Genomic DNA, 25,839 nt, shown 5'->3' with positions numbered 1-25,839 from the left:
TTGGGAAGTGATGAACATATGAATCGGCAACAGGACGAACAAGTCCAGCCTGGACGAGGAGCACGCGCATTGGAACCAAAGCACGGTGAAAAACTTCACTCGGCTAATTCTGGGCTACCGACAACTACTACTCCTGCTCCGGTCCCGCCTGCACTGGACGTTGTTAATGTTCATGCATCATTCCGTGAACGACGGAGCAGGTTACCGGTGCTGAATGGCCTCTCCCTGACCGTGGAGCAAGGCGAGTTTGTTGCTATCGTTGGACCTTCTGGCTGTGGCAAAAGCACCCTGTTCCATATCATCGGCGGTCTGCTGAAACCTCAGGAAGGGCAAGTACTCATGAACGGTTATGATGTGACCGGCCAACGTGGCAAGATCAGTTATATGCCACAACAGCCTGCTCTTTTCCCGTGGCGCACCATCGAAGATAATGTATTGCTTGCTGGAGAAGTAGCTGCAAGCGCTCCCCCTCGGGCCGAAGCACTTGCGGAGGCTCGAAAGTGGTTAAGCAGCGTAGGTCTTGCAGGGTTCGAGCAAGCCTATCCTCATATGCTGTCGGGCGGAATGCAGCAGCGTGCTGCATTTTTGCGCGCCCTGCTCAGTCCGCAGGAACTCATGCTGCTGGACGAACCTTTCAGCGCGCTGGATGCACTGACACGTAGCGACATGCAGCGCTGGTTGCTCGATATCTGGGAACAGAACCGCCGATCGGTGCTGTTCATCACCCATAATATCGAAGAAGCATTGTTGCTTGCGGATCGGGTCTATGTGTTATCCAACCGACCTGCAACAGTGTTGCACGAGGTACATGTTCCTTTTGATCGCCCAAGACGAGAAGAAATTACGGAGGAATCCGCTTTTCTGGAGCGTAAACGGCAGATTGCACAGTGGATGAGAGAAGAACAACAGAAAGCCCGCCTATCTTGATAGTGCGGGCTTTCTGTTGTTATTATTTTCCTTTATTGGGTGATCCACCACAAGAAATTCTGCGTAACATAGTTAAAATATATAGGAACACAAGGAGGAATTCCCTCGTGCATTCTCAAGCTTTTGCACCATTAATTGATGCTCATATTCACTTGGATCAGTATACTCCTGACGAAAAACGCGAGATGTTGTTATCTTTCCCGTCTCAGCAGGTCGAGGCAGTCATAGCCGTGTCCATGAATCTTGCTTCTGCCCAGGCCAATCTGGAGCTTGCAAATCAATATCCACGCACCATTTATCCGGCCTTCGGTTTCCATCCGGAACAGGAACTGCCTTCCAATGCAGAAATGGACCTGTTCTTCCAATGGATCGAAAAGCATATGGGACTGGCTACGGCCATCGGAGAAGTCGGTCTTCCCTATTACAATCGACAGGAAGCTGAACAGGCAGGGCAGCACTTCGATCAGAGCGGGTATATTGAGTTGCTTGAACGTTTCATCCAGCTCGCCAAAAAGCACAACAAACCGCTTGTCCTTCATGCGGTATACGAAGATGCGGATATCGTCTGTGATTTGCTGGAGCAAAATCAGTTCCGACGTGCTCATTTTCACTGGTTCAAAGGGGCCCGCGATACTGTACGGCGTATGGCTGACAATGGCTATTTCATCTCTTTCACACCAGATATTCATTACGAAGAAGAGATTCGTGAACTCGCCCGGCAGTATCCATCGGAGCAAGTCATGGCCGAGACCGACGGACCTTGGCCCTTCGAAGGGCCATTTCAGGGACAAATGACACACCCGGCCATGATCAGACAGGTTATTCAGGCATGGAGTGAGATTACCGGCATGGGAACCGAGCGGGCCGCGCGTCTCTTTTATCAGAACACAAAGCGCTTCTACGGCTTAACTTAACGCTTCAAGAATCCTTTGCCTTCCAGGAACGGTCTTACTTGCAACCTTGTCGGCTCAGTCAGGCGCTTCGCCATCAGTTCGGACCATGGGGTCGTTCGCTCACCGTTGGTCCGTTCTTTCATGTACGCTGTCGTTGTCTCATCATACTGCTCAACACCTTTGAGGCTCTGTTCGGCATTATAGCGATTATGATGCAGAACTGCATTCAGCGGCAGGCGTGGGCGAATTCCCGTTTCCTGATCTGCAACACCAATACACATGCCGTACACTGGATATACGCCCTCCGGCAATCCCAACAGCTCAGCGACTTCTTCAATCCGGGTACGAAGCCCGCCGATATATACGATTCCGAAACCAAGCGACTCAGCTGCAAGAGCAGCATTCTGGGAAGCCAGTGCAGCATCAATCGTAGCTACCATGAAATTCTCGGTTGAATCGGCATACGATTCCTTCTCAGGAAGATGACGTTTCGCGGCATCACTCAGACGATTCAGATCAGCACACCATACGAGAAACACGGGACATTCATTAACGTAGGCCTGATTGCCTGCCAATTCAGCCAGCTTGGCTTTCTGCTCTATGTCCGTCACGGCAATTACGGTATATGCTTGTACACTGCTAGAAGAGGAGGCCATCTGCCCAGCCGCTACGATGGCTGCAAGCTGCTCTTCACTTACCGGGTCTGGCTTGAATTTGCGTACAGAGCGGTGTTTCATCATCAATTCAATAGTTTCATTCATGGCGGTTCACTCCCAATCCTCGAAGTACGAACTCAATCGTCTGCTCAGCGAGTTCGTCTGTATTCATATGCTGATAATCAAAGCCAAATCGTGAATTCTTGGCCCGTTTGTGCGCCAAAGCCACACCCATAACCTGAAGCATCGCATAAGATACGGACTCGATCTGGAACAACCCCTGGTCTTTTCCTTCTTGCAGCAGTTCCCTCACTCGGGTCCAGACAGGGTCCAGGAAACGAAATACGGTAGCTGTGCGATGTGTACGCAGTGTGATCTCCAGCTGTACAATATCGCTCATCTCCCGGTCCGTCATCGTGAACTTCACAACTTCACCAATAATTCGGCGGATACCTTCCACAGGCGAGGACATCGACTCTTCCGCCAGCGAGTTCATCATATGCCCCGGGAAGAAATGCTCAAATAATGCTTCGAACACCTTTTCTTTGCCGCCAAAATGATAAGACACCAGCGATACATTGGCACCTGCCTCATCACATATTTGACGAACACTCGTCCCGTCATACCCCTGCTGTGCAAAAAGCTTCTTGGCTGCAAGCAATATCCTCGTTTTGATATCCAACTCCGGTTCCGTCATTCCGTTCCGCTCCCTCTTGTCCGTTCATCTCATTCGCTCCAGCTCAAGGGCTGTAGTCATGTACTCTATCTGTCTATTATATTACACCAAGCACCCCGATGAAACTCATCGGGGTGCTTGTCCTAACTTGTCCTATCCTATGAAGCACTTACCATGCTTCTGCTATATTAGTTCGCGCGAGCCGGGCTTGGTGCCGCAGCTGGCATGCGTTGTTTTTTCAACAACGTCACAACCAGTGACAGAGCAACAGCAACCAACAGTACAATCACAATAGAGCCCGCAGCAGACTGAACTCCTGGGCCTCCCAACTGCACGCTCAGAATACCCTGAACGGCGTATGTTGCAGGCAGGTACTGCCCAATGCCGCTATAGAAACTGTTCAGCAATTCACGCGGTACCATTGCGCCGGAAGATACCAGTTGCAAGGACAGTGAGATGATGTTGAACAGACTTCCTGCTGGTCCAAAGCAGATCAGGAAGAACTGGGAGAAGAACATGAACGTGCACAGGAAGAGCGCCTGGAACAACCAGAATGCGACGAATCCTTGTGCAATCTGTCCTCCCAGTGCCACAATCAGTGAAGATCCCAGCAAGGAAACAACCAATGCAGAACCCACGTTAATGACTACTCTCGCGCCAAACAAAGTCAAGCGGGAATAGGTAGATGACAGCATACCCATGGCTGTCTGGAGGTTCATCCCCATGATCATGGCGCCTACATAGGAAGCCAGTACCATCATCATTGGTACCATCTGATTATTCATCCCGTTAACCGGGTTGATCGATGTTGTCGTTCCTTCCACTCGGGTAGCCAGGTTCGTAGCGGCTTCAGCAGCCTGATCCGCAGGCGCGCCTGAAGCGGTTAACACCGTCTGTACCCCTTGTGCTGTAGCTTGTTTGTTAATTGTGTTGGTCACACTTTGTGATACACCTTGCATCATGCTTTTAATCGTAACCGGGTTCGCTTCATTAATGGTGTATTTAATCTCGGCGGTGGAGCCGGCCGTTTGAAGCAATTCGTTAAATCCAGCCGGGATATCCAACACCATGTGTACTTGGTGATGATTCAGCTGGTCCAATGCTTCAGCCGCACTCAGATTGGATACGGTATGAAAAGGCAGTGTGCCTGCGAGTGAATCCGCTATTCCTTTGGACATTTCGCCGTCCTCATTCACAATCGCAACCGTCAATTCTTTCGTACGGTCATTTACTCCAGAATATGCGGTCATCCAGATTACGCTAAAGATCACTTGGAACATAAGTGCTGTTACGATCCCTACAATCACTGGCGGTTTTTTAAACAATGTACGTAAAGCCTGTAACATAAAAGGTGTCCTCCATTACTCAAATAGTTCTAATTTGATTTAAACAGTTGTTTGAATCAAACGATCGTTTAAATTTTATGTGAATATGTCCATATTGTCAACTCATTTTCGAAAAATTCAGAAAATATAAGCTTTATTCATGAATGCAATTGATCGTTTTCATGAAAGGGCGACTAAACAGTCTTTTTCTCAACAAAAAACACGGCCCGCCGCAGCGAACCGCGCATTTATTCATCCTCACTTCATTTACAATGAGGCGTTGAATATATCTTCAAACAAAGTTTGGTCAGTCATTTCTCTTCAGCTTCATGCGTTGCAGACGCAGCGAATTTAGTACAACCGACACGGAGCTGAACGCCATCGCCGCCCCTGCCAGCCACGGGGCCAAGAAGCCAACTGCCGCAATGGGAATACCAATAACGTTGTATCCGAGTGCCCAGAATAAGTTTTGTTTGATATTCCCCATCGTGCGCCGGCTCATCTCAATCGCATCTGCAATGCTGTTCAGATCACCACGCATCAAGGTAATATCCGCCGCTTCCATCGCTACATCCGTTCCTGTTCCAATGGCCATCCCAATGTCAGCAGTAGCGAGTGCCGGAGCATCATTAATGCCGTCACCTACCATCGCAACTTTCAGGCCACTCTCCTGAAGTTTCTTCACTTCCGCAGCTTTACCTTCGGGCAGAACCTCAGCCAGCACTTTACCTATCCCTGCCTGTTCCGCTACAGCGCGAGCAGTTCGCTCATTGTCTCCCGTGATCATGATCACATCAATCCCCATCGCCTGAAGACGACCGATCGCTTCACGAGAGGTATCCTTGATGGTGTCAGCCACTGCCACAATCCCTGCCCACTGACCATCTACCGCTACCAGCATCGCTGTACACCCCTGCTCTTCCAGTCGGTTCATCTGCTGAACGGTTTCCTCAGAGACATTCACCTGTGCATCCGCAAGCAATCGCCGTGTACCTACCAGAATTTCCTGCCCTTGTACTGAAGCTCGCACGCCGTATCCCGGTATGTTCTCGAACTTCTCTGTTGAGATCAACTCCAGACCTTTGGCACGGATACCTGCAACAATCGCTTCTGCCAGCGGATGCTCAGAACTCTGTTCAGCCGCTCCCACACGTTCAAGCAGATCGGATTCCGTCCAATTCTGAGCCGTGACAACATCGGTGAGGACCGGTTTACCTTGGGTTACTGTCCCTGTTTTGTCGAGTACTACGGTCTGAATCTGTTGTGCCGACTCCAGATGTTCGCCGCCCTTGAACAGAATGCCATATTCAGCCGCACGTCCTGATCCAGCCATGACAGAGGTCGGCGTTGCCAGCCCCAGTGCACATGGACAGGCAATGACAAGCACGGCAATCGCTTTTTCAAGGGAACCGGCGAAGTCACCCGGACTTGCAAACAGATACCAGATCAGGAATGTCAGTGCGGCAATACCCACGACAATGGGAACAAATATGCCTGATATGACATCTGCGATCCGCTGAATCGGTGCTTTGGAGCCCTGAGCTTGCTCTACCACTTTGATGATCTGGGACAAAGCCGTGTCCGATCCCACTCGGGTCGCACGCAGTCGTAATACCCCGTTTTTGTTCAACGTAGCACCTGTAACGGCATCTCCCGGCTTTTTATCCACGGGAAGGCTCTCTCCACTTAGCATGGATTCGTCCACAGAGGATTGCCCCTCTTCAACGATACCATCCACCGGGATACTGTCCCCTGGCTTCACCAGAACCAAGTCACCCACCGCAACATATGCGGCAGGAACCATAACTTCCTGTCCATCACGAATGACACGGGCTTCACGTGGAGCCAGTTCAATCAGGCTTTTGATCGCCTGTGATGAGCGGCCTTTCGCCACAGCTTCGAACCATTTTCCCAGTAAAATTAACGTAATCAGAATTGCACTTGTCTCATAATAGAGTTCTACCGAAGGCATTACGGCTGTGCTCGTTCCCATTGCCCCATGATCCATGGTTGTAGAAGGTAAGTATCCACTGGATAACGTCAGATACAGACTGTAGAAAAACGCTGCGCTGGTACCCAGTGCGACGAGAACGTCCATATTGGCACTACGGTTGCGTAGTGCTTTGTATGCTCCCACATAGAACTGCCATCCAATCACGAACTGTACTGGCGTTGCCAGAATCAGCTGGAACCAAGGGTTCATGAACAGATCTGGGACATAGATTCCGGATGTGAACGAGAAATGCCCGACCATTGCCCACAACAAAGGAATCGATAACAAAGCAGATATCATCCATTTCCACTTTTTGCGTTGCAGCTCACGTTCACGAACCGATGTGGTCTCTTCTTGCGTCATTTGCAGTTCAGCACCGTAGCCCATCTGCTTGATCTTGGCGGTAATATCCGAAGGTTTCAATGTGCCTGCGGCATATTCGATATGCCCTGTCTCCAGCGCCAGATTCACATTCGCCTGAGATACTCCCGGTAGTCGGGAAAGGCCTTTTTCAATCCGGGCAGAACAGGCAGCACACGTCATACCCGTGATGTTCAGATCAATCGATTCGGACACCGTACCGTAGCCAAGCGCCTCTACTTTATCCCGCAACGCATTCACGTTAGTTGCCTTCGGATCATAAGAAACGGTTGCCTGTTCAATCGCAAGGTTCACATTGGCCTCATGCACCCCTTCCATGCGGGACAATCCCTTCTCCACTCGTGTCGAACACGCAGCACAGGTCATGCCCGTGATGTGCAGTGTTGTTTTTAGTCCTGGTGCTTCTGCCATAGGCGGCACTGGTGTAGGTTCTGATGATGCATCCATTGGTTTATTCATTGAGTTATCCATCATGTCAGCTCCTTTCATGTCGATTCAAATTATTGTATGTTGCAATCTATTATACCCCCATGGGGTATTTATCAGACAGAAAATGAGGCTTAAACCTGACTCGTGGAAAAAAGGTCTCTTACCTCTTTTTCGCCCATGAGCATGTTCGGTTTAAGCCTGTGATCCCGTTAGACTACATCGTATCCTTGGTCTTCAATGGCAGCCTTGATCTGATCCACGTTCACCGTCTGCTCGTCATATTCCACCGCTACTGTTCCCGCTGCCAGATCAACCTTACCACTCGCACCGGTATTCTTCACAGCTTCTTCAACTGATTTCACGCAGTGATTGCAGGACATTCCCGTAACGTTCAACGTAACATTAGACATTGTAAATTCCTCCTCGGGTATATTAAAATGATAACTTAAATAGGTGAATTGACTCAGCTTACTTCATTAACTTCCGCATCGTAACCAGCAGTTCATCCACAACCTCATGTTCACCAGCCTGAATGCGCTCAACGATACAGCTCTTCATATGACCTTCAAGCAGAAGCTTGCCTACCGAGTTAAGAGCAGACTGAGCCGCCGCAATCTGCGTCAGCACATCATCACAGTACGTATCCTTCTCGATCAGTCCCTTGATCCCGCGAATCTGACCTTCCACACGGTTCAAACGAGAAACCAGATTACTCTTCATCTCCTGCGAATGGTGACTCTTGCGCACATGCTTCCCCTCACTGCCCTCGGCATGACAGAATGCCGCCTCTTGAACTGTAGCCAAAGCTTCCGTTGAATCAGACTTGGAGGATTGCAAAGGTTCCTCGGGATGGCTCTGATGTTCCATCTGAACACCCCTTTTCTTTCGTTCTTTTCTAAGAATAACATACCCCATGGGGGTATTCAAGAGTGTTTTGATATTTTAATTTAAAATGGATGTATCCTTCCTAATTAAATAGAGCGATGCTCTTACAAGGTATACTCCATCCTGCTGCTGCGGACGACCAGACCCATCTGTTCATAGAAAGCCTGTGCCCCAGAGTTAAAAGTCGAAACGGACAATTCCACGCTGTCTGCCTGAAGCTCTCTCCCTAGCTCGATGAATGCTTGTAGTAACTCTTTACCCGTTCCCTGGCCCCGATGCTTGGTATCCACTACAAGTTCATGGATGTACAACATCTTGCGATCCACCATCAATGGATTATCCTGAATTACACTTAACTGCGCGCTCCCGTATCCCAGAATCAAGCCCGTTTCCGAAGACTCGGCAACATATAGGTAACGCTTGTCCGTTTCCAGCAGTTCGGTGAACTCCTTTTCCTCCATTCTGGTCTCTAACGCTCTGTATAAATCCGGACGTGCCTCGACATGCATCTGGTGCAGCTCATCCATCAACAATGACACGCCAGAGTAGTCCCTGAGTTCTGCCTTTCGAATGCTAACATTCCCCTTCGTGCTCATCCCCATCACTCTTTCGTCTGCCGAATTTTACATTATTATACAATGAAAAAGCAGATACCATAAGGGTACCTGCCTCGCTAAATTTATTTTCATTCCATCAAGCCCGTAGGATGCTCATGTTGTTTATTTTTTCGAAGAAGCATTGCCTTCATTAAAAGCAACAGGTGATGGCTTCGCTGCCCATTCGTCCGCCTGCGGCTCAATATCTACTCCGCTTAAAATCTTCTTTTTCTCCATCAAGGAATCCCCGTCTTCATCCAGCTTGTTGCGAATTTCTGCCTCGTCCTGAGGTTGATTGTTCTGAGTCATCGTAGAGTCCTCCTTTTTTTCGTATTCATGTTCATGCTGATGTTCCTTTATATAACTTACCCATTTTCTGCATTATCATTCACAGCGAAGGATAGGCGTAAGAGCTAACGAATCGTACACACCTTATACGGGCAATTAGAGAAGGAGTGAAAATCTAAAGAATCTCAGACACGTTACTTCACGGTAATTCATCAAATGGATTGAAAACAGGCATTAATTCCGGTATTAACGTGCCAACGATTCGTTAGATTTTCACACTTGCGATTTCCGCCCGAATAAGACGTGCTGAGTTCGTTAGAATGATATACAATACGGATGGCTAAGCCCATATTCACCTACGACCTTAACTAAAACGTTCCATACACTTCCACGGTCATAAAAAAGGCATCCCGCTGGTCAAATTCATGACCTTACAGGATGCCTTCTTTTTACCTATAGTCCAATTCAGGCGGACGTTTAACCGATTTATATCCGGTTTCGTACTATACCTGATCCTGGCGAGCAAGCGCGGCGAGTGCGCGTAGCGCTGCATTAATCTCGCGCTCCACCGCTTGTCCAACCGCATCCGTATGCGGATCATACTCCGCAGCCAGATCACTGTCCGCGAATCCATCGATTGCGACAATCGCTCCGGCGCGAGCGCCACGCAAGGTACTAACAATATAGAGCGCAGCAATTTCCATTTCGGCCGCCAGTGCTCCAGCCTGCTTGTACTTGCGGTGTGGGATCTCTTCCACGCCTGAAAAGAACGCATCCAGCGTTACGGTGATACCCACGCCCACTTTGCCTGCAAATGTTGCAGCGTCCACGCTACCTTGCTCACGAGCAGCCTCGATCAACGCTTGTGTCACCCCAATGTCCGCTACCGCTGGGAAACCATCCGGCACCAGTTGGCGAGTCAACCCGTCCGTACGAACAGCAGCTGTACTCACAATCACACTGCCTGCCGGATAATCGGCTGTATATGATCCCGCTGTACCTACACGAATCAGAGTTGTTACACCCGCGCGAATCAATTCCTCGAAGCAGACAGCTGCTCCAGGTGAACCTACACCATGGCTGACCACAGCGATCTGTACCCCTTCATACAAACCAACAAACGTGCGATACTCCCGACTGAACGCCAGTTCTCTCGCCTGCTCCAGCTTGCGGGAAATCTTCTCCGCACGTGCCGGATCACCACATACGATGGCATATGCCGGCATGTCTTCCGAATGAATCTGCAAAATAGGCATCAACATATCAATCAAACTCCTTCTTCGTCCACTCGTCTTCCGGAATCGGCAGATCTTCACCCGAGAAGCGTTGCTCCTTGAACGGATCGGCAAAATGGTGGAACCCATTCACTTCCCAGAATCCGTTCCGATCTTCTGTCATAAACTCCAGACCACGTATCCACTTGGCACTCTTCCAGAAGTAGAGTTGGGGCACGACCATACGCAGCGGAAAACCATGTTTGGGCGTTAGTGGCTCGCCGTTATATTTGAATGCAAGCAGTACGTCATCATGCATCAATTCTTCAAGCGGTACATTCGTTTCATAATCATGATCCGCATGGATCATCACGTATTTCGCTTCCGGCTTAACCCCCAGAAGTTTCACAAAATCGGAGAAGCGAATCCCTTCCCACGGCGTATCGAATTTCGACCAGCGTGTGACACAGTGAATATCACTCACTGTGTTCACCTGAGGCATTGCCTGCAACTCGGCTAGGGAGAAGACCTTCTCTTCTTCCACTTCGCCGAATACCTTCAAGTCCCAGGTGGACAGGTCATATTCTGGCACTTCCCCTTCATGCAGAATCGGAAATTTCTCCGTCAACATCTGTCCCGGCGGCAAGCGATCTCCATAATCATTGCCCGCTTTGGGTGCCGGGGCTTTTCCTTTTTTCAAACGTTCAGCCTTGTTATGCAAGTGGAATTCCTCCTTCTTTTACTGCCTCTACATCGGCATTCAGGAATTAACGCGAGCTTCCGCCCGCTTTCAGTGCATCCTGTGCATAGGTACGGTCTTTGAAAAAGAACATTGCGACAAGCGTCACAATATACGGCAACATCAATGTGAAATGGGTTGGCAAGGAGAAACCTTGCAGACGAATACTCAATGCTTCCATGAAGCCGAACAGCACACTGGAGCCCATGACGCCCAGCGGATTCGCTTGTCCCAGCATCGTTGCCACCAGCGCGATAAAGCCACGACCAGCGGTCATACCTTCAGTAAACATTGTCACCTGACCGAGCGACAACTGTGCGCCAGCCAGAGCACACAACACGCCGCACATCAGAACGGCGCCATACTGGATGCCGCGCACCTTGATCCCGATGCTCTGTGCTGCAATCGGGTTCTCCCCGACGGAGCGCAGGCGGAAGCCGGATACACTTTTGAACAGATAGAATTGCAGTCCAATTACAAGCACAATGCCGAGATAGACCAAGGGACTATGTCCCGATAATACATCGCCCACCCACGGAATGTCTTTGATCAGCGGAATATCCCACTTGGGAAGTCCCACCATATCTTTGTCGTAGTATGCACCTTTTACATCAAATATCGCACGCAGTGCAAAGGTCGTCACCCCCGCAGCCAGGAAGTTGAGCGAGATCCCGACCACGATGGCGTTGGCCTTGAGATTAATACTTATAAAGGCAAAGAGCGCCGAGAATAACATCACAATTATAATGGAAAAGAGTACAGCCAGCAGCACATTGCCAAACAGATAATTGCCGACAATAGCGGAGAATGCACCGATCAAAACCAACCCTTCAAGACCCACGTTGAACAGACCGACACGGGAACATAAAGCCCCACCGAGCGCTGCAAGCAGGATTGGAGTCATAATCCGCAAGGTTGAGCCAAACATGGCTGCATCAAACAGTTGTTGCATTGGACTTTTTCTCCTTTCTCCGCTTCAGGAATGAATAACCGATCTGAGCTGATACAAATAACGTCAATACGGCCTGGATGACACTGCCGACTTCAAGCGGCACATCCGTATTCCGTTCCATCCCCATGGCACCTGTCTGTAACGCAGCCAGCAAAATAGCTGCTACAGCTGTACCGAGTGGATGCGAGCGGGCAAGCAGCGTGGCCATAATGCCGCTCCAGGCGTAACTTGCAGAAGATAGCGAGCCATCAAGGAAACGGTACTGTGTACCGAGCACTTCCCCCGCACCTGCAAGTCCAGCAAGTCCGCCACTGATGACCATGGACAGCATCATCATGCGAATGCGGCGAACACCGCCGTAGGTTGCAAAGGACGGGTTGCTGCCGAGCATGCGAATCTCGTAACCGGTCACCGTTTTATGTGTGAACCAGTAGATCAGAATAGCCGCTACGATGGCAATAATGAAGCCGGCATGCAGTCCCATGCCTTGGAACAACTTCGGCAGCCAGATACTCTGATCAATCATGGGTGTCTGAGCCATCGCTGCAGATCCAGTCCGATCCTTGAATGGATAGGAGACCATGTATCCGCCAAAATAAATGGCAATATAGTTAAGCAGCAAGGTTGTGATCAACAGATTCATGCCGAAACGAGCATCCAGCCAACCTGCAAACAGGGACCAGATTCCCCCGGCAACAATACCTGCTACAATCGCAGCAATACACACGAACCAGCCCGGGCCTGGCAGATAGAGCGCCGTAAGCGCGGCACTGAGCCCGCCAAGAATCATCTGGCCTTCGGCTCCCATATTGAAAAATCCGGCACGGAATGCCAACGCTACACCCAGTCCTGCCAAGATGATTGGTGTGGAACGAGCCAACGTATTGGTGAAGAAGTAAAAGTTGCCAAAGGCCCCTTTCCACATCTCCGCATACGTGTCCACCACATTACCGCCAACGATCAGAATCGCCACAGCCCCTGCAATCAGACCGATGAATACGGCAAGCAGCGGCTGTACGAGTCCGCGAAGTGTTTCTTTTACCCGATTCATATCCGCTCTTTCCCTCCTGCCATTAACAAGCTGATCTGTTCCTCAGTCGCTTCTTCTGCTCTCAGTTCTCCGGCAATTTCGCCTTCATACATGACAATAATCCGATCAGATAATTGCAAAATCTCCGACAACTCCGATGAAATGAGCAGAATGCCAGCGCCCTCACTGCGTTTGCGCAGCAATTCGGCATGAATCGTCTCCATAGCACCGATATCCACACCACGTGTTGGTTCGGCTGCAATCAGAAACGGTGTATCCTGTGCAAATTCGCGGGCAGCAATCAGCTTCTGCAAGTTTCCTCCGGACAGGAACTGTGCCTTGGTTTCCGCAGAACCTGTCTTGATGCTGAACTGTTGGATCCAACTCTCTACCATCGTTCTTGCTGCTTTGGCTTTGATAATGCCGCGTGACTGCAAGCGATGATGGTGTCCCATTAGCCCGTTCTCGCGAACGCTCGCATCCTTGGCCGCTCCCCACATGTAACGATCTTCCGGAATATGAGCAAGTCCATGCTCCCTTATTCTCCGTACAGGCCAGTTCGTTGTATCCTGCCCGGAGAGCAAGACACGACCACTATCCGCCTTACGGAGTCCCGCAATCACTTGAATCAATTCAGACTGGCCGTTACCAGAGATACCTGCTATGCCAACGACCTCACCTTTTCGAACCTCCATATGGATCTCCTTGAGCGCCGAACGATCCTTCGCTCCGGACAGATTAACCCCTTCCACCTGAAGCACGGCTTCGGCTGGAACCGATGGCTGCTTGTCCATACGCACAAGTTCACGACCAACCATCAGACGGGACAATTCCTCCACATGTGTATCCTTCGCTTCCAACGTACCTGTCACCTGACCATCCCGAAGTACCGTGATCCGGTCGGCTACATCCATGACTTCTTGCAGCTTGTGTGTGATCAGTACAAAGGTTTTGCCCAGCTTGGCGAGAGATTTCATATTCGCCAGCAGTTCCTTCACTTCAAGCGGTGTCAGTACCGCTGAAGGTTCGTCCAATATAATGATGTCTGCGCCCTGATGCAGCACCTTGAGAATTTCAACACGCTGCTGCATGCCAAGCGGGCACTCGGACACTTTTTTCCACGGGTCAACCGGCATGCCATATTGTTTGCCAAGCTCATTCACCTGGGCCGCTGCTTTTTTACGGTCAAATACACCTGCCGCTGCCGGTTCGCGTCCAATCACGATGTTCTCCGCCACCGTAAAGGAAGGGAACAGCATGAAATGCTGGTGCACCATACCGATGCCACTTGCCATCGCCTGGGACGGCGTAGCAAAGCTCACTTCACGTCCACGGACTTTGATTGTGCCTGTCGTAGGCTGTTCCATACCGTACAGCATACGCATCAAGGTTGTTTTACCGGCCCCGTTCTCACCTACAAGGGCATGAATCTCTCCCTCACGCAAATTAAAACGGATGTCACGATTAGCGGTGAAGCCGCCGTATTTCTTCGTAATGTGCTCCATCTCCAACAGCATATCTCGCGTTCGCTCCTCTCGGTCATTTAATAGCAGCAAAACCGGCTGCCTGATCGGGCAGCCGGCTGATCATTTCCATCACTCATTCATTGAAAAGAACATTCAAAACTATTGTTGCAATGGATCTTTGACTACGATTTTGCCGGATACGATATCATCTTTGATTGCTTTCACTTTGTCGATCACTTCTTGTCCAACAAAAGCATTCAGCGGAGATTCGCTATCACGCGTAACGTAAGTCAGGCCTACACCATCTTCTTTCAAACCGTAGTTTACTGCACCTGCTTTGAAGTTGCCTTCTACAAAATCTTTTACGGTCTCATAAGCAACGGTATCCGTTGATTTCAATTGAGACAATACAATATGTTCCGGGTCTTCCACGGTACGGTCCGTATCCTGACCTGAAGTGTAGAAGCCTTTTTCTTTCGCTGCTTCGAACACACCAAGATCACCTACAGCGGATGCGCCAGCGATGAAATCAGCGCCTTTGCCGAATTGTACCAATGCCAATTCTTTGGCTTTGGCCGGGTCATTGAATCCACCTACATAGTTCACGAGGAATTCTGCATCCGGATTCACGGATTCCAATCCAGCTTTGAAACCTTCTGTATATTTCTTGATCAATGGTACGTCCATTGCTGCGATCATGCCGACTTTGTCTGTTTTGGTGGATAATCCAGCAGCTGCACCGAGCAGGTACGCCCCTTCATATTCACGGAAACCAACGCTACGTACGTTAGGCAGATCCACTGTTGTATCTACAATCGCAAAGGACTTGTCCGGGTTTTCTGCAGCGACTTTCTTCAATGCATCCTCTGCCTGGAAAGTTGCTGTAATAATCAGATCATAATTCTCGGCAACCGCAGCACGCAGATTTTGTTCAAATGCTGCCGGATCTGTCGATTCAATCGTCTTGGTGTCTACTTTAAATTCTTCTCCTGCTTTTTTGAAACCTTCATCCATCTGTACAAAGAAAGGGTTAACCCCTATTTTTTCGGGAAGTACGAGGGCCATCCGAAGAGATTTCTCCGAATCACTGCCTTGGGCGGATTGTTCGTCTTTGGAAGCCGAATTCCCACAAGCTGCCAACAAAATAGCCAACATGATGATCGATAAGACGAACGATAAACCTCTTTTCATTTTAAAAATACCCCTTTTCAACATTCTTTTTTCTTATCCTAGCGGATACTGTCGATCCTTGTCAATAAATCTTTGAGCGTATACACTCAATTAGAATATATTTGATGATTTACTTTCTACCAAGCTTTGGAAACCGCTTTATAGCAAGCTTTTTTTCCGTTGACATCAAGCGCGTCTCCGTGCTAAAGTCAATCCAATTATTATATTCTGATAGGAATTGTCAGAATTATAACCCAAAAGCTGATCATTTTCCAACCCATTTTAAGGAGGCTATTCATTTGAAAAAAATCACCCAGATCACGTTGGCGGCCCTACTCGCCGCTCCGGTAACACTCGGCAGCCTAAGCTTGCCAGCTTCTGCTTCTGCAGCATCTGCAACTCCGGCTAAACCAACCACTTCACAAAGTGTCAAAGGACCGGTAGCTCAGGCGCCAGTCGCTTACACGGAAAGCGCAGCGGATTTTGCTCAATTCTTGCAAGCGAAATACAACATTCAATTGCCACAACAGATGACCAAAGGTGATTTCATTCAAGCCATTGCAGCCATCACGGAAGCAACTCAAGCAAGTGACAGTGAAGCCACAACTCCAGTCTTTACTGATCTGTCTTCTGGTGATTCTTCCTACGATGCTGCCGTATCCTTATTCAATAATGGGGTTCTTACGGGTACAGAAGTACGTGCCAAGGATCAGCTGAGCACTTATGCTGCCGTCTTCATCGCGGTGAAAGCAGCCGGATTCAAGGAACTCGCTTATACATATCCCACAGAGAAAACGGCCAAAGCACTTGCCAAAGTTGGCATTAGCCCGAACCGTGTTCAGGGACAAGCCGCACAGGAACTGGCTGCAGCGATTGATACAGGCCTGATTCCTGAGAGCCTCTACCCCGCTCTCCTTAAGGGTGGCGTAGCAAGTAAAGATTTGGCTAATACTTTGCTTGGACGCGTCCTGGTCAGTCAAGGGAACTACAAACATGAGATTGGGCGTTCCGGCGATGCGGACATCTACTCCAAACTGTATGCTGCATATCGCACAGCGGATCTGATTGAATCACCCGAGCTGAGAAAGATTGTGGATCAGGCCCTGCGAGATGATCTCGTAACAGGTTACAATCTGAAGGATAGCCGCTTTGACTCCAACTTTATCGATGAACTGACACTTACCTACGGTCACGATAATATCCAACATGCTGTACAGCTGGTTGGTTTACTGCGTAGCGAAGGCATTGACGCCGATGTACAATTCCAGCCGAAGACATCTGCCTTCATTTATTTGAAGGAATGGGGCGAGCCGAAGGAAACGCCAGACTATAAAGTGACACAGATCGAGAACGGCAACTATATTGCTTCTGCGAAGGAATATGATATTCAGTTCGAGTTCAACAATGTGGCAGACAAAGTCCGCTTTAATGATATTGTTCTGAAATATGCCAAGAAGAACAGTGACAGTACATCACCATTGATTCTCAGTTCCTGGTGGCAACCGCTATATTACTCACCAACGGCATTGGCCAACTATCCGGTCATTTCCAATAATAAGATTGCGCTTGGCCATTACTATGCTCAGTCCTTCTCCCTGAAGGAAAATGCCAAAACCATTCGGGAAGGTTTCCTGAAACTCGCTCCTGATGCGGACATTACGACATATGACTTCTGGGTGGACCAGCCTTTCTTCAATTATCTGAACGGTGGTTCCGAATAAAATAATCTCTATTTCAAACCGAATTAAAGCTCACTTTTTGCCATTATAAGTAACCGTCTTTACTGAACTTCACAGGGATTTCGACCCCCTGGTTCGTAAAGACGGTTTTTTGTTCAGCATTTTTCAAATTTCTTCTAAAAAATCATGTTTCTCATGCAGGAATTACCAATATCAGGTCGAATCCTTTATGTACACAAACACGCAATCCTATTGCACATCTCCGCACGAACAGGAGTTACTTATGGTATATGACGGTATTTTACTCGGCTTGATCGTTGGATTTTTTCGGGGCGGGTTGCGGCATGGGCTCAACCAGTTTGCAGCACTCAAGTTGCGAAGTGGCTGGATTTTCCCTGTATTGCTGCTAATCCAGTTCTTTATTTTCTATCTGCAGGAACGATTCGAATGGGTGGCATCCATTAATGGTTATCTCTTTGCTGCCGTCTACATTACAGGACTCGCATTTTTGTGGCTCAACAGGAACCATACCGGTTTCATGCTCATCTGGATTGGGGTGTTTCTCAATTTTGCCGTGATGGCTGTAAATGGTGGGCGCATGCCCGTTTCTGTAGAAGCTTCTGCTGTGTTGGGACCCTACTATGTAGACATGCTCCGGGAAGGCGGCGCCGTATCAAAGCATTTTATGATGGATGCTTCTACACATTTGACTTTTCTCGGTGATATCATCCCACTCTCCAGCCCTTATCCACGGACTCAAGTCATCAGCATCGGTGATGTGGTCATGAACGTCGGCATATTCCTTTTTATCCAGTACATGATGGTGAATCGGGACAAAAAGGCTGTGCAACCTGCTAAAACTCATCAGGCTTGATGAGTTTTAGCAGGTAGACTCCAAGGAAGGGAGGTCTTCTCCATGAAAAAATTTGAAGGTGTGAAATATTCCCGCATTGTCATCAACGCAATCATCGTGGCTTCTGTCGTTGTAGCATTAACTTCGGGATACAAGCTGGGCGGCTAGTATCCATACCGCCAAACAAGACAAACAGGCTCCTAGCGGCCTGTTTTTTCTTTCTGGATTTTTGGCAGGCAACTTGGTATGTTATACATCTATATAGTATATCCCTATACGAGAACACCAATTATATATTGAACTGAACATTTACACGAGAACGGAGAGGACAGAAATAACCTGAAGAAGCGAAGTGTTCGCCTTTATCCCGGGATTTTCCCTTTTGGAAAAGTAATCAAAAAATCTGGGGATAACAGCGATCGGAAGGTTGTTCTGTCATCGAAGTGTAAGTGTTAATACCCATCAGCTCAATTTATATACACATCAAGAGTAGACTAAACCAAGCAGGAGATTTTTTATGAACTTTATTCGTAACCTTATCCATAAGGCAGATCGAAGCAGTCTGTATGTTATTTTGCTTAGTTGTACCGGGATCGGTGTCTTTCTGTACATGAACAAGTGGTCTTACCTTCATCTAACCACGGCGGATTGGGTCATGGTCTATACCATGCTGGGTGCGGCGTTAATTCTGGATTATTTCACGTTTCAGATTCCACCCAAAGGCAATCAGCAATCCATGGATTCATCGGTATACCTTGCCTGCATCTTCATGTTTGGCGGAGCATTCAGTTTATCCGTACTGCTTCCTGTCTCCATCATCCTGTTAATCAAAGAGCGCAAGCTCACCTGGTGGAAACACATTGTCAATTTCAGCATCTACAGCCTCATGATTACGGGAGCAGCTGCCGTGTTTGAGTGGACTGGCGGGCAATCGGGAACTTTGGATGGCTATAATCTGCTTCCTTATTTTGCAGCGCTCGCAGCCTACTTCATCATCAACACGATCACACTTGGCTTATTCTTTCATTTCTCAACGAAGGATGCATTACAGCAGATGAAGCGGGCATTTGTTACCGAATCCCTGCTGGTATATTTATGTACGCTGATTTTGGCGCTTGTCCTGACGATTCTGGTTGTGCACAATGGCGTGCTCGGTCTGTTGTTGTATCTGAGTCTAAGTATTCTGCTCTCCCATGCATTCAAGCAGTTGTTTGTCATGTATCAGAGGATTGAGGAGAAGGCTAACACGGATCAACGCACAGGCCTGTTCAACCACAGTTATTTTGAAAGCATGCTGGAAAGTGAACTGTCTACCGCTCGTACGCAGGGAACACCACTCTGTCTGGGACTTATTGATATCGATGATTTCAAAAAGTATAACGATCGGTTTGGCCACCTCCAAGGTGACAGTCTGCTGGCTCTGCTGGGAGATTTTCTGATGCGAAAGACGGAAGGTACACCTGTTACTGCCTTTCGTTATGGAGGGGAAGAGTTCACTCTGCTCATGCCCGGCATGGAGTTGGACGAATCCTACAGGTTCATGAACAAGCTGCGCAAACAACTAAATGACACGCCGTTTGAAGGCGTTGAAGTGTTTCCGCACGGTTGTCTCTCCTTCTCGGGTGGCGTCGCCCCATATCAGGTGGATATGTATAACAAATCCCAACTCGTGGATCAGGCGGATAAAGCACTGTATTATGCGAAGAAACAGGGCAAGAACAACGTGCATCGTCACGGCAGCAATGATGGCATGGAACATGAGATTGACCTGGTACAGGACGTTCGTGACATCGAGCAGCAGCTTAATCTGTTCAGATACAAGGATATGGATACGTTTAAACATTCCAAACGGGTCTACAAATATGCACTCGATATCAGTGAATTGCTCGAACTGGACAATGCAGAAAAACGTCGTTTTGTGCTGGGAGCACTGATTCATGACATCGGTAAACTGGAGATTCCCTGGTCCATTCTGAACAAGAAGGACAAGCTCACCGCAGAAGAATGGGAAACGATCAAAGGACATGTCACCTGGGGTAAAAAAATGGTGATTACGAACGATCGCTTCGCTGATCTGATTCCGTACATTGAACTTCACCACGAGCGCTATGATGGCAAAGGCTATCCTTACGGCCTGAAGGGTAAAGAGATTCCCCGGCTCTGCCGGATGCTGACCGTCATTGACTCCTTTGATGCCATGACGACAGAGCGGCCGTATCAGGAGACCAAGAACGTGGAAGAAGCCATTCGGGAGCTGCGCGCATGTTCGGGTTCACAGTTCGATCCGGAGCTTGCCGAGTTATTCATTCGATATATTGAGAAACGAACCGCTCAGCAACAGTTACCGTAAGATGAACGAAGCTTCTGCTATATGTTCTTAAAAAGTCAAAGCGCTATCCCCGGTCTGATCGGAGATAGCGCCATTTTCATTTTCATCATGGAATGAATCGTACACCAGACAACTTCATTCTCGTGCAGATTCTACATTAAGATTTGGTATTCAGTTCATGTGAGGTCTGATGCAGCTCTTTAATCATCTGCTGCAAAAACATGTTGTCTTGGCGACTGATACCGTGCTGATTGTCTTGAACAAGCATCTGGTGAATGTTCTTTTTGAGCAATTCACTGCGACGTTCCAATACTTCTTGACTCATGTTGTTGCTTCACTCCTTAACATGTTTTGTAATGAATTCACGTTCTATATAAGTATAGAGGACCTTCTCCGATAGGGAAAACGGACTCAGCCTTCCTCAGCTGGTCACACCAACCCTCACCTAGCGTGACAACATTTCACCCCTTGTCGTTCTTAGATATCCTTCTAAATACTCCCTGATCCTCCCCAGCTTTCTCCAAAGACACAGACTAGGGTCTTGGACAAGCTTGCGTTATAATGGTCCCATCCCTGTATAAATAAAGTACCTCATTAAGCTAATCCTAGATCAAAGGAGTTCTGCTTTCATGTCATATAAACAAATAAAATGGATGATTCTGTTGATCCCCACATTTACGGTTGGCATCTGGGAATATATTCGCCATCAGTTTCTGATGCCGTACCTTTCGATGGACGCCGGTAACTGGTTAACGCCAGTCATCGTTTACCTCGTCAGCGTGACACTGCTCAGCCGATTATTCCACATGCTCGAAGGTGCCAGGGCTGCTCTGGAGCAGGAACGTGCAGCAAAAGCAGCCCTGGAAGCTCGTGACCAATTGGCACGGGAACTTCACGACGGCATAGCTCAATCTCTTTTCCTATTGTCAGTGAAGACGGATAAAGCAGGCCGTAGTCTGAGAGGGAGCGGGCATGAGCATGAGATCCAGGAGATTCAAAAAACCGTGCATGAAGTCAATACATATGTAAGGCAAGCCATTGCCCAGCTGCGTTTTGTTCCTTCCTCTACCGCAACACCTGAGATTATCTCACTGCATGCGCAGGTCGAAGTGCTCGTGAAGGAAACAGTACCTGGTGCACAGATTCATTGGGAACTCAGTGGTGTAACCTTGTCTGCCAAGGAACAAGTGGAACTGCTGGCCTGTATCCGGGAGGGTTTACTGAACGTACGCAAACATGCGCAGGCTACCCGCGTTCAGGTTCACGCGGAGGGTAACCCGATTGCCTGGTTTATTTATATTCAGGATAATGGGAATGGACTAAGTGAAGATCCTCTCCATCTAAAGGATCGGTACGGACTGCGAATTACGAAGGAACGCGCTGCAGAGATGGGTTGGTCGTTTACCCTCGATTCCAGACCGGGGCATACCCGAATGACAATTGGAAAGGAGCATGCTTAACATGGAACATGTACGTGTATTGGTTGTTGATGATCATGCGCATGCGCGTGAAGCAATCTGTAGCATTTTATCCGAGGATAGTCTGTTTGAAGTGATTGGTACAGCCTCAAATGGACAGGAAGCGTTGGAGCTAACCGGACAATGGATGCCTGACCTGATCCTGATGGACGTGCAGATGCCAGACATGGATGGGCTGGAAGCCACTCGACAGATCAAACTCCGTTTCCCCTATGTTATTGTTGTTATGGTCACGGTGTCTGATGATGTAACCTTTCTGTTCGAAGCACTCAAACAAGGTGCTCAAGGATACTTGCTCAAAAATCTAACGCCTTCTACCTGGCTTGAATACCTGCGTGCCATCGTCAGCGACGATGCACCACTCAGCAAGGAACTGGCCTACCGGATTTTGCAGGAGTTTCCCGCACCACGCAGTGAAGATGTGCAAGATAACCCGCTAACGGCGCGGGAACTTGAGATATTGCAATGGGTATCCGCAGGATATACCAATCGGGAGATCGCCGATCAACTCGGCATTTCAGACCAGACGGTGAAGAATCATTTGAAAAACATTTTGCAAAAGCTGCAGCTTGAAAATCGGGTACAACTCACCCGCTACGCCCTAGAGAGCGGGCTTGCAGGACGTAAACTTCGCAAATAGCGTAGCTTCGTAGCAATATGTGAATGGTAGCACGAACGTATCGCACACCAATATGAGATTTGTAACATAAGACGAGATGGGTGCTCTGCACCACACACATTCATGCTTTTGTCACAATTATGAAGACCAAATCGTTTTTTTATAGCCCAATGTAGTCATACGCAGTCATTTTGGACAAAGTTATAATGGGATAGATTTGTGTATAAAGGGCCAAAAATGACTACAAATCTATAACCTGAGGGTGATGATTTTTTTGATTTTGACAAGCTTTACCCTGAAATGGGGCAAACGGCACTGGGCATTGGTCACCAGCCTGTTGCTCGTGTGCTGCCTTGTTATGCCACAGTGGGCATCTGCCCACGCTTATATTGTTAAGGCTTCGCCAGGAGAGAACGAGAGACTCGTAACCGCTCCAGAGCGGCTGACGCTGGAGTTCAACGAGTCCTTGCAGACGGCCTTTTATGATATCAAAGTTACCGGTCCTGACGGAAATCAGGCAGACGATGGAAATGTACAGATTGATGCGGATCGCCCTCATATTCTGGAGACTGGCCTGCAGGCCGGACTCGGGAACGGCACTTATGCCGTCAACTGGAAAGCGGTATCTGCCGATGGGCACCCGATTCAAGGCGCCTATGTTTTCCATATCGGAGAACCGTCTGGTTCTCCTGCCGGACTCAGTGATCTCACATCCGGTTCCGGTTCTACAGGTGGGCCGCTGAAATGGATCGTATCCCTGACAGACTGGATTCAGTATCTCGGATTGTCTGTCATCCTGGGGACACTCGCATTCTTGCTGCTGCGAATCGCACCAACATCCATGACAAGAGAACCTATGGACGTTCCGGGTAGCTACAGATTGTTATGGATTAGCTATGCTGCCGCTTCCTTCGCCGCTCTGGTCAGCCTGCCATTGAACACGTTATATGAATCTGGCGTGGCTCTGAACGAACTTAGCTGGGGACTGATCGGAAGTGCGCTCAAGCTGACATCCTTTGGTCAGATCTGGATGTTACAGATACTTATTGTCATGCTGCTGGCCGTCACGATTCTCTCCGGATATGATCGCGATCGATCCCTCCGTGCTCGCATCTGGTCTTCTTACGGGTCACTCGTGCTTGTGCTTGGATGGCTGTTCACTCATGCCATGACGGGACATCCGGCTGCGGCGGATCAACGTGCTCTCGCGATTGCCATGGACTTCGTGCACCTGATCGGTGCCGCTTTCTGGATTGGTGCATTAACTGCGATGGCGATATGTCTGCCTCCACTGGCGGATAAGCTGCCTTCGAAGGTGCGAGGAGAAGTCTACTGGGTTGCTATTCGCAGGTTTACCGCTTGGGGAATTGGCGCCGTAGCCGCTCTGGTTGCTACAGGGATATACAGCAGTCTGATTATTCTACCAGAACCTGTGCTGACCTCCTTGTTCACTACAGCCTATGGTCTTGTCCTGATCGGCAAGATCGTCCTGCTGATTGTGATGGTTCTCTTCGCATGGCGTCATGCCAGATTGGCAAGAGCAGCAACAGGAAGCAGATTATCCGGCAGCCTGAAAGCCGAGCTCGCTACTGGTGCTGTGATTCTCGCTCTGGCTGCCGTGCTGACACATCTGTCTCCGGGACAACCAGCAGCGGTCGGACCGTTTCAGGAAACAAAGACTACAGAAGATGGCTCGTCGATCACACTTCAGGTGAGTCCCAATGTGACGGGAGAGAACCAATTCGAAGTGGACGTCAAACGTGCAGACGGCAGTACCGTTAATGATCTGGAACAGATCACCCTGTCACTCACACATCTGGACATGGATATGGGGATCTATGAGATTACCATTCCGAAAAATGACACCGGTGTGTACAAGGCCGAAGATTACATCTCCATGCCTGGACGTTGGAATATCAAGGTACATCTTCTGACCAAATCGCTGGATGCACTGGATGCCGAATTTGAGATCGACACCGCCAAGCCATAGTTACACAAGTTTATATTGCATCATATATGATAAGAACTGAGAGGGGTTATTTATTTTGAAGAAAACATCATGGATTTCCAAACTAACATCCACTATCGCAACAGGTACTGCAGCATTCATGTTATTCGCCGGATTCGCGAGCGCTCACGTTACCGTTAGCCCATCCGTTGCACAGACAAGCGCATGGCAGACGTACACGATTAAGATTCCATCCGAGAAAGAACTGCCTACAACCAAAATCACCATGAAAGTTCCGGAGGGTGTTGCATTCAAGCAATATCAACCACTGGCAGGCTGGAAAATCACCACAGAGAAGAACGATTCCAATGAAGTTACATCGATCACATGGGAAGTTGACGGCGATAACGAAGGTATTCTCGCAGGACAATTCCAGCAGTTCAACTTTGTAGTACAGAATCCTAAGGCTGAAGCCGAAGTGGCTTGGGATGCGTTCCAATACTACAGTGATGGTAGTATCGTAGAATGGACAGGCCAACCAAGTGACGCCAACCCGCACAGTATTACGACGATTAGTGAAGATCCGGCTGCTGCTGGTAATGCTGCGGCAGGTGGAGGTCATGCCAATGAAGGGCATGATAGTGCAGGTAATGAAGGCGCAACTGGAGATAATGCAGCTAACGACGATAGCAAAGCAAACGATGACACCACGCTGGGCGATGCACTCAATGACACCGTTACAGGTGAGCCAAACAACACGGATACAGACCCGGGTACATTGAAGCTTCAACAAGCAACGTTGATCGTATCCATCCTGGCCCTGATTCTGTCCTTCTTGGGAATCGCTCTGGCGACGCGTCGCAAAAAACGTTAAGAACGATTTGCAGCATACACTAACTTGAAATCGCAAAGAAGCCTATGGTATACGGGATCAACCCCGATGTACCATAGGCTTCTTTTGGTCTATTCATGCTGAATGCCATCCGCAATATGGCATCAGCCAAACCATTCTTTAGCTAGCGTTCCTGATCCGTCTGGATCATAATTTCGATATATTGCAGCAAGCTTTTCTTCTGCTGTTCGATGGATTGAATCCGTCTGGACAGGCCCGCAAAAAACTCTTCGATCTGCTGCCTTGTATAATCAGCAGACTGCCCTTTCCAATCGTTCAGGCGACTGTATAGCGCCCTCGCTTCCTGTTCATCGGCTTGCAGACGGGCAAGCAGCTGTGTCAGTTCTTTTTCCGCAATTCGAAGATCATTCAATTCCACCAGCAATTGTCCACCCACTTGCGTTCCCCTCCCCCATGTACG

General features: G+C 48.8%; 25 protein-coding genes. 9 read left to right on the top strand and 16 right to left on the bottom strand.

Features of this window, described 5'->3' with window-relative positions; translation table 11 throughout:
• Positions 1-18 precede the first annotated feature (18 nt).
• Together ABTV53_RS01710 and ABTV53_RS01705 are read left to right on the top strand one after the other, a co-directional pair.
• On the top strand, positions 19-927 hold the full coding sequence (locus tag ABTV53_RS01710; protein ID WP_433749903.1) for an ABC transporter ATP-binding protein: 909 nt from the start codon (positions 19-21) through the stop codon (positions 925-927).
• 107 nt (positions 928-1,034) lie between these two features.
• The gene (locus ABTV53_RS01705; RefSeq protein WP_433749900.1) at positions 1,035-1,841 is read left to right on the top strand and encodes a TatD family hydrolase; all 807 of its coding nucleotides are present in this window, start codon (positions 1,035-1,037) and stop codon (positions 1,839-1,841) included.
• Here the strand turns inward: ABTV53_RS01705 and nfsA are convergent.
• From nfsA to ABTV53_RS01635, 14 genes are all read right to left on the bottom strand, one after another.
• Positions 1,838-2,581, bottom strand: a complete 744-nt coding sequence (gene nfsA / locus ABTV53_RS01700) for an oxygen-insensitive NADPH nitroreductase (RefSeq protein ID WP_433749898.1) — start codon at positions 2,579-2,581, stop codon at positions 1,838-1,840. The genes ABTV53_RS01705 and nfsA overlap by 4 nt on opposite strands.
• On the bottom strand, positions 2,574-3,173 hold the full coding sequence (locus tag ABTV53_RS01695; RefSeq protein WP_433749896.1) for a TetR family transcriptional regulator: 600 nt from the start codon (positions 3,171-3,173) through the stop codon (positions 2,574-2,576). The genes nfsA and ABTV53_RS01695 overlap by 8 nt, the downstream gene beginning before the upstream one ends.
• Before the next feature lie 167 nt (positions 3,174-3,340).
• A complete protein-coding gene (locus ABTV53_RS01690; protein ID WP_433749893.1) occupies positions 3,341-4,498 on the bottom strand; it encodes a YhgE/Pip domain-containing protein in 1,158 nt (385 codons plus the stop codon).
• Between the two features lie 286 nt (positions 4,499-4,784).
• Entirely contained in the window at positions 4,785-7,262 is a 2,478-nt protein-coding gene (locus ABTV53_RS01685) for a heavy metal translocating P-type ATPase (RefSeq protein ID WP_433754005.1), read from the bottom strand.
• Positions 7,263-7,489: 227 nt separating this feature from the next.
• Entirely contained in the window at positions 7,490-7,690 is a 201-nt protein-coding gene (locus tag ABTV53_RS01680) for a copper ion binding protein (RefSeq protein WP_017691004.1), read from the bottom strand.
• 58 nt (positions 7,691-7,748) lie between these two features.
• On the bottom strand, positions 7,749-8,147 hold the full coding sequence (locus ABTV53_RS01675; RefSeq protein WP_433749891.1) for a metal-sensitive transcriptional regulator: 399 nt from the start codon (positions 8,145-8,147) through the stop codon (positions 7,749-7,751).
• A 122-nt stretch (positions 8,148-8,269) separates the two neighbouring features.
• The gene (locus tag ABTV53_RS01670) at positions 8,270-8,761 is read right to left on the bottom strand and encodes a GNAT family N-acetyltransferase (RefSeq protein WP_433749889.1); all 492 of its coding nucleotides are present in this window, start codon (positions 8,759-8,761) and stop codon (positions 8,270-8,272) included.
• Between the two features lie 123 nt (positions 8,762-8,884).
• Positions 8,885-9,070 (bottom strand): hypothetical protein, encoded by a 186-nt coding sequence (locus tag ABTV53_RS01665; protein ID WP_017691007.1) that lies wholly within the window; start codon positions 9,068-9,070, stop codon positions 8,885-8,887.
• Between the two features lie 482 nt (positions 9,071-9,552).
• Entirely contained in the window at positions 9,553-10,311 is a 759-nt protein-coding gene (locus ABTV53_RS01660; protein WP_433749886.1) for a nucleoside phosphorylase, read from the bottom strand.
• Between the two features lies 1 nt (position 10,312).
• Positions 10,313-10,984 (bottom strand): sulfite oxidase-like oxidoreductase, encoded by a 672-nt coding sequence (locus ABTV53_RS01655; protein WP_210109989.1) that lies wholly within the window; start codon positions 10,982-10,984, stop codon positions 10,313-10,315.
• Between the two features lie 46 nt (positions 10,985-11,030).
• Entirely contained in the window at positions 11,031-11,954 is a 924-nt protein-coding gene (locus tag ABTV53_RS01650; protein WP_076332630.1) for an ABC transporter permease, read from the bottom strand.
• Entirely contained in the window at positions 11,938-13,005 is a 1,068-nt protein-coding gene (locus tag ABTV53_RS01645; protein WP_017691012.1) for an ABC transporter permease, read from the bottom strand. Before ABTV53_RS01645 ends, ABTV53_RS01650 begins: the two co-directional genes overlap by 17 nt.
• Entirely contained in the window at positions 13,002-14,501 is a 1,500-nt protein-coding gene (locus ABTV53_RS01640) for an ABC transporter ATP-binding protein (protein ID WP_433749880.1), read from the bottom strand. The genes ABTV53_RS01645 and ABTV53_RS01640 overlap by 4 nt, the downstream gene beginning before the upstream one ends.
• Before the next feature lie 108 nt (positions 14,502-14,609).
• Positions 14,610-15,641, bottom strand: a complete 1,032-nt coding sequence (locus ABTV53_RS01635; RefSeq protein ID WP_017691014.1) for a BMP family lipoprotein — start codon at positions 15,639-15,641, stop codon at positions 14,610-14,612.
• A 278-nt stretch (positions 15,642-15,919) separates the two neighbouring features.
• Between ABTV53_RS01635 and ABTV53_RS01630 the strand changes: the two genes are divergently transcribed.
• From ABTV53_RS01630 to ABTV53_RS01620, 3 genes are all read left to right on the top strand, one after another.
• Complete coding sequence (locus ABTV53_RS01630) at positions 15,920-17,341, top strand: hypothetical protein (RefSeq protein WP_433749877.1); 1,422 nt, start codon at positions 15,920-15,922, stop codon at positions 17,339-17,341.
• A gap of 241 nt (positions 17,342-17,582) precedes the next feature.
• The gene (locus ABTV53_RS01625) at positions 17,583-18,173 is read left to right on the top strand and encodes a DUF5317 domain-containing protein (protein ID WP_433754003.1); all 591 of its coding nucleotides are present in this window, start codon (positions 17,583-17,585) and stop codon (positions 18,171-18,173) included.
• A 496-nt stretch (positions 18,174-18,669) separates the two neighbouring features.
• The gene (locus tag ABTV53_RS01620; RefSeq protein WP_433749874.1) at positions 18,670-20,502 is read left to right on the top strand and encodes a bifunctional diguanylate cyclase/phosphohydrolase; all 1,833 of its coding nucleotides are present in this window, start codon (positions 18,670-18,672) and stop codon (positions 20,500-20,502) included.
• A gap of 136 nt (positions 20,503-20,638) precedes the next feature.
• On the opposite strand, the gene ABTV53_RS01615 is transcribed toward ABTV53_RS01620, so the two are convergent.
• The gene (locus tag ABTV53_RS01615) at positions 20,639-20,806 is read right to left on the bottom strand and encodes a hypothetical protein (RefSeq protein ID WP_017691019.1); all 168 of its coding nucleotides are present in this window, start codon (positions 20,804-20,806) and stop codon (positions 20,639-20,641) included.
• 304 nt (positions 20,807-21,110) lie between these two features.
• On the opposite strand from ABTV53_RS01615, the gene ABTV53_RS01610 reads away from it, so the two are divergent.
• The 4 genes from ABTV53_RS01610 to ABTV53_RS01595 all read left to right on the top strand — a co-directional run bounded on the left by ABTV53_RS01610 (position 21,111) and on the right by ABTV53_RS01595 (position 25,400).
• Positions 21,111-21,941, top strand: coding sequence for a sensor histidine kinase (locus tag ABTV53_RS01610; protein WP_433749871.1), 831 nt, complete (start codon positions 21,111-21,113; stop codon positions 21,939-21,941).
• 1 nt (position 21,942) lies between these two features.
• Positions 21,943-22,599: a response regulator gene (locus ABTV53_RS01605; protein ID WP_017691021.1), complete on the top strand. Its 657-nt coding sequence runs from the start codon at positions 21,943-21,945 to the stop codon at positions 22,597-22,599.
• A gap of 253 nt (positions 22,600-22,852) precedes the next feature.
• Positions 22,853-24,568, top strand: a complete 1,716-nt coding sequence (locus ABTV53_RS01600; RefSeq protein WP_433749868.1) for a copper resistance CopC/CopD family protein — start codon at positions 22,853-22,855, stop codon at positions 24,566-24,568.
• A 55-nt stretch (positions 24,569-24,623) separates the two neighbouring features.
• A complete protein-coding gene (locus tag ABTV53_RS01595; protein WP_433749865.1) occupies positions 24,624-25,400 on the top strand; it encodes a YcnI family copper-binding membrane protein in 777 nt (258 codons plus the stop codon).
• Positions 25,401-25,542: 142 nt separating this feature from the next.
• Here ABTV53_RS01595 and ABTV53_RS01590 read toward each other — a convergent pair whose 3' ends face one another.
• Entirely contained in the window at positions 25,543-25,815 is a 273-nt protein-coding gene (locus ABTV53_RS01590) for a hypothetical protein (protein ID WP_341131890.1), read from the bottom strand.
• Positions 25,816-25,839: the final 24 nt, after the last annotated feature.

This window comes from Paenibacillus amylolyticus, from assembly GCF_050990605.1.
GTDB classification, from domain to species: Bacteria; Bacillota; Bacilli; order Paenibacillales; family Paenibacillaceae; genus Paenibacillus; species Paenibacillus amylolyticus_H.
The sequence above is the reverse complement of the archived record's forward strand: the minus strand, read 5'-3'. Positions and strand labels throughout refer to the sequence as shown.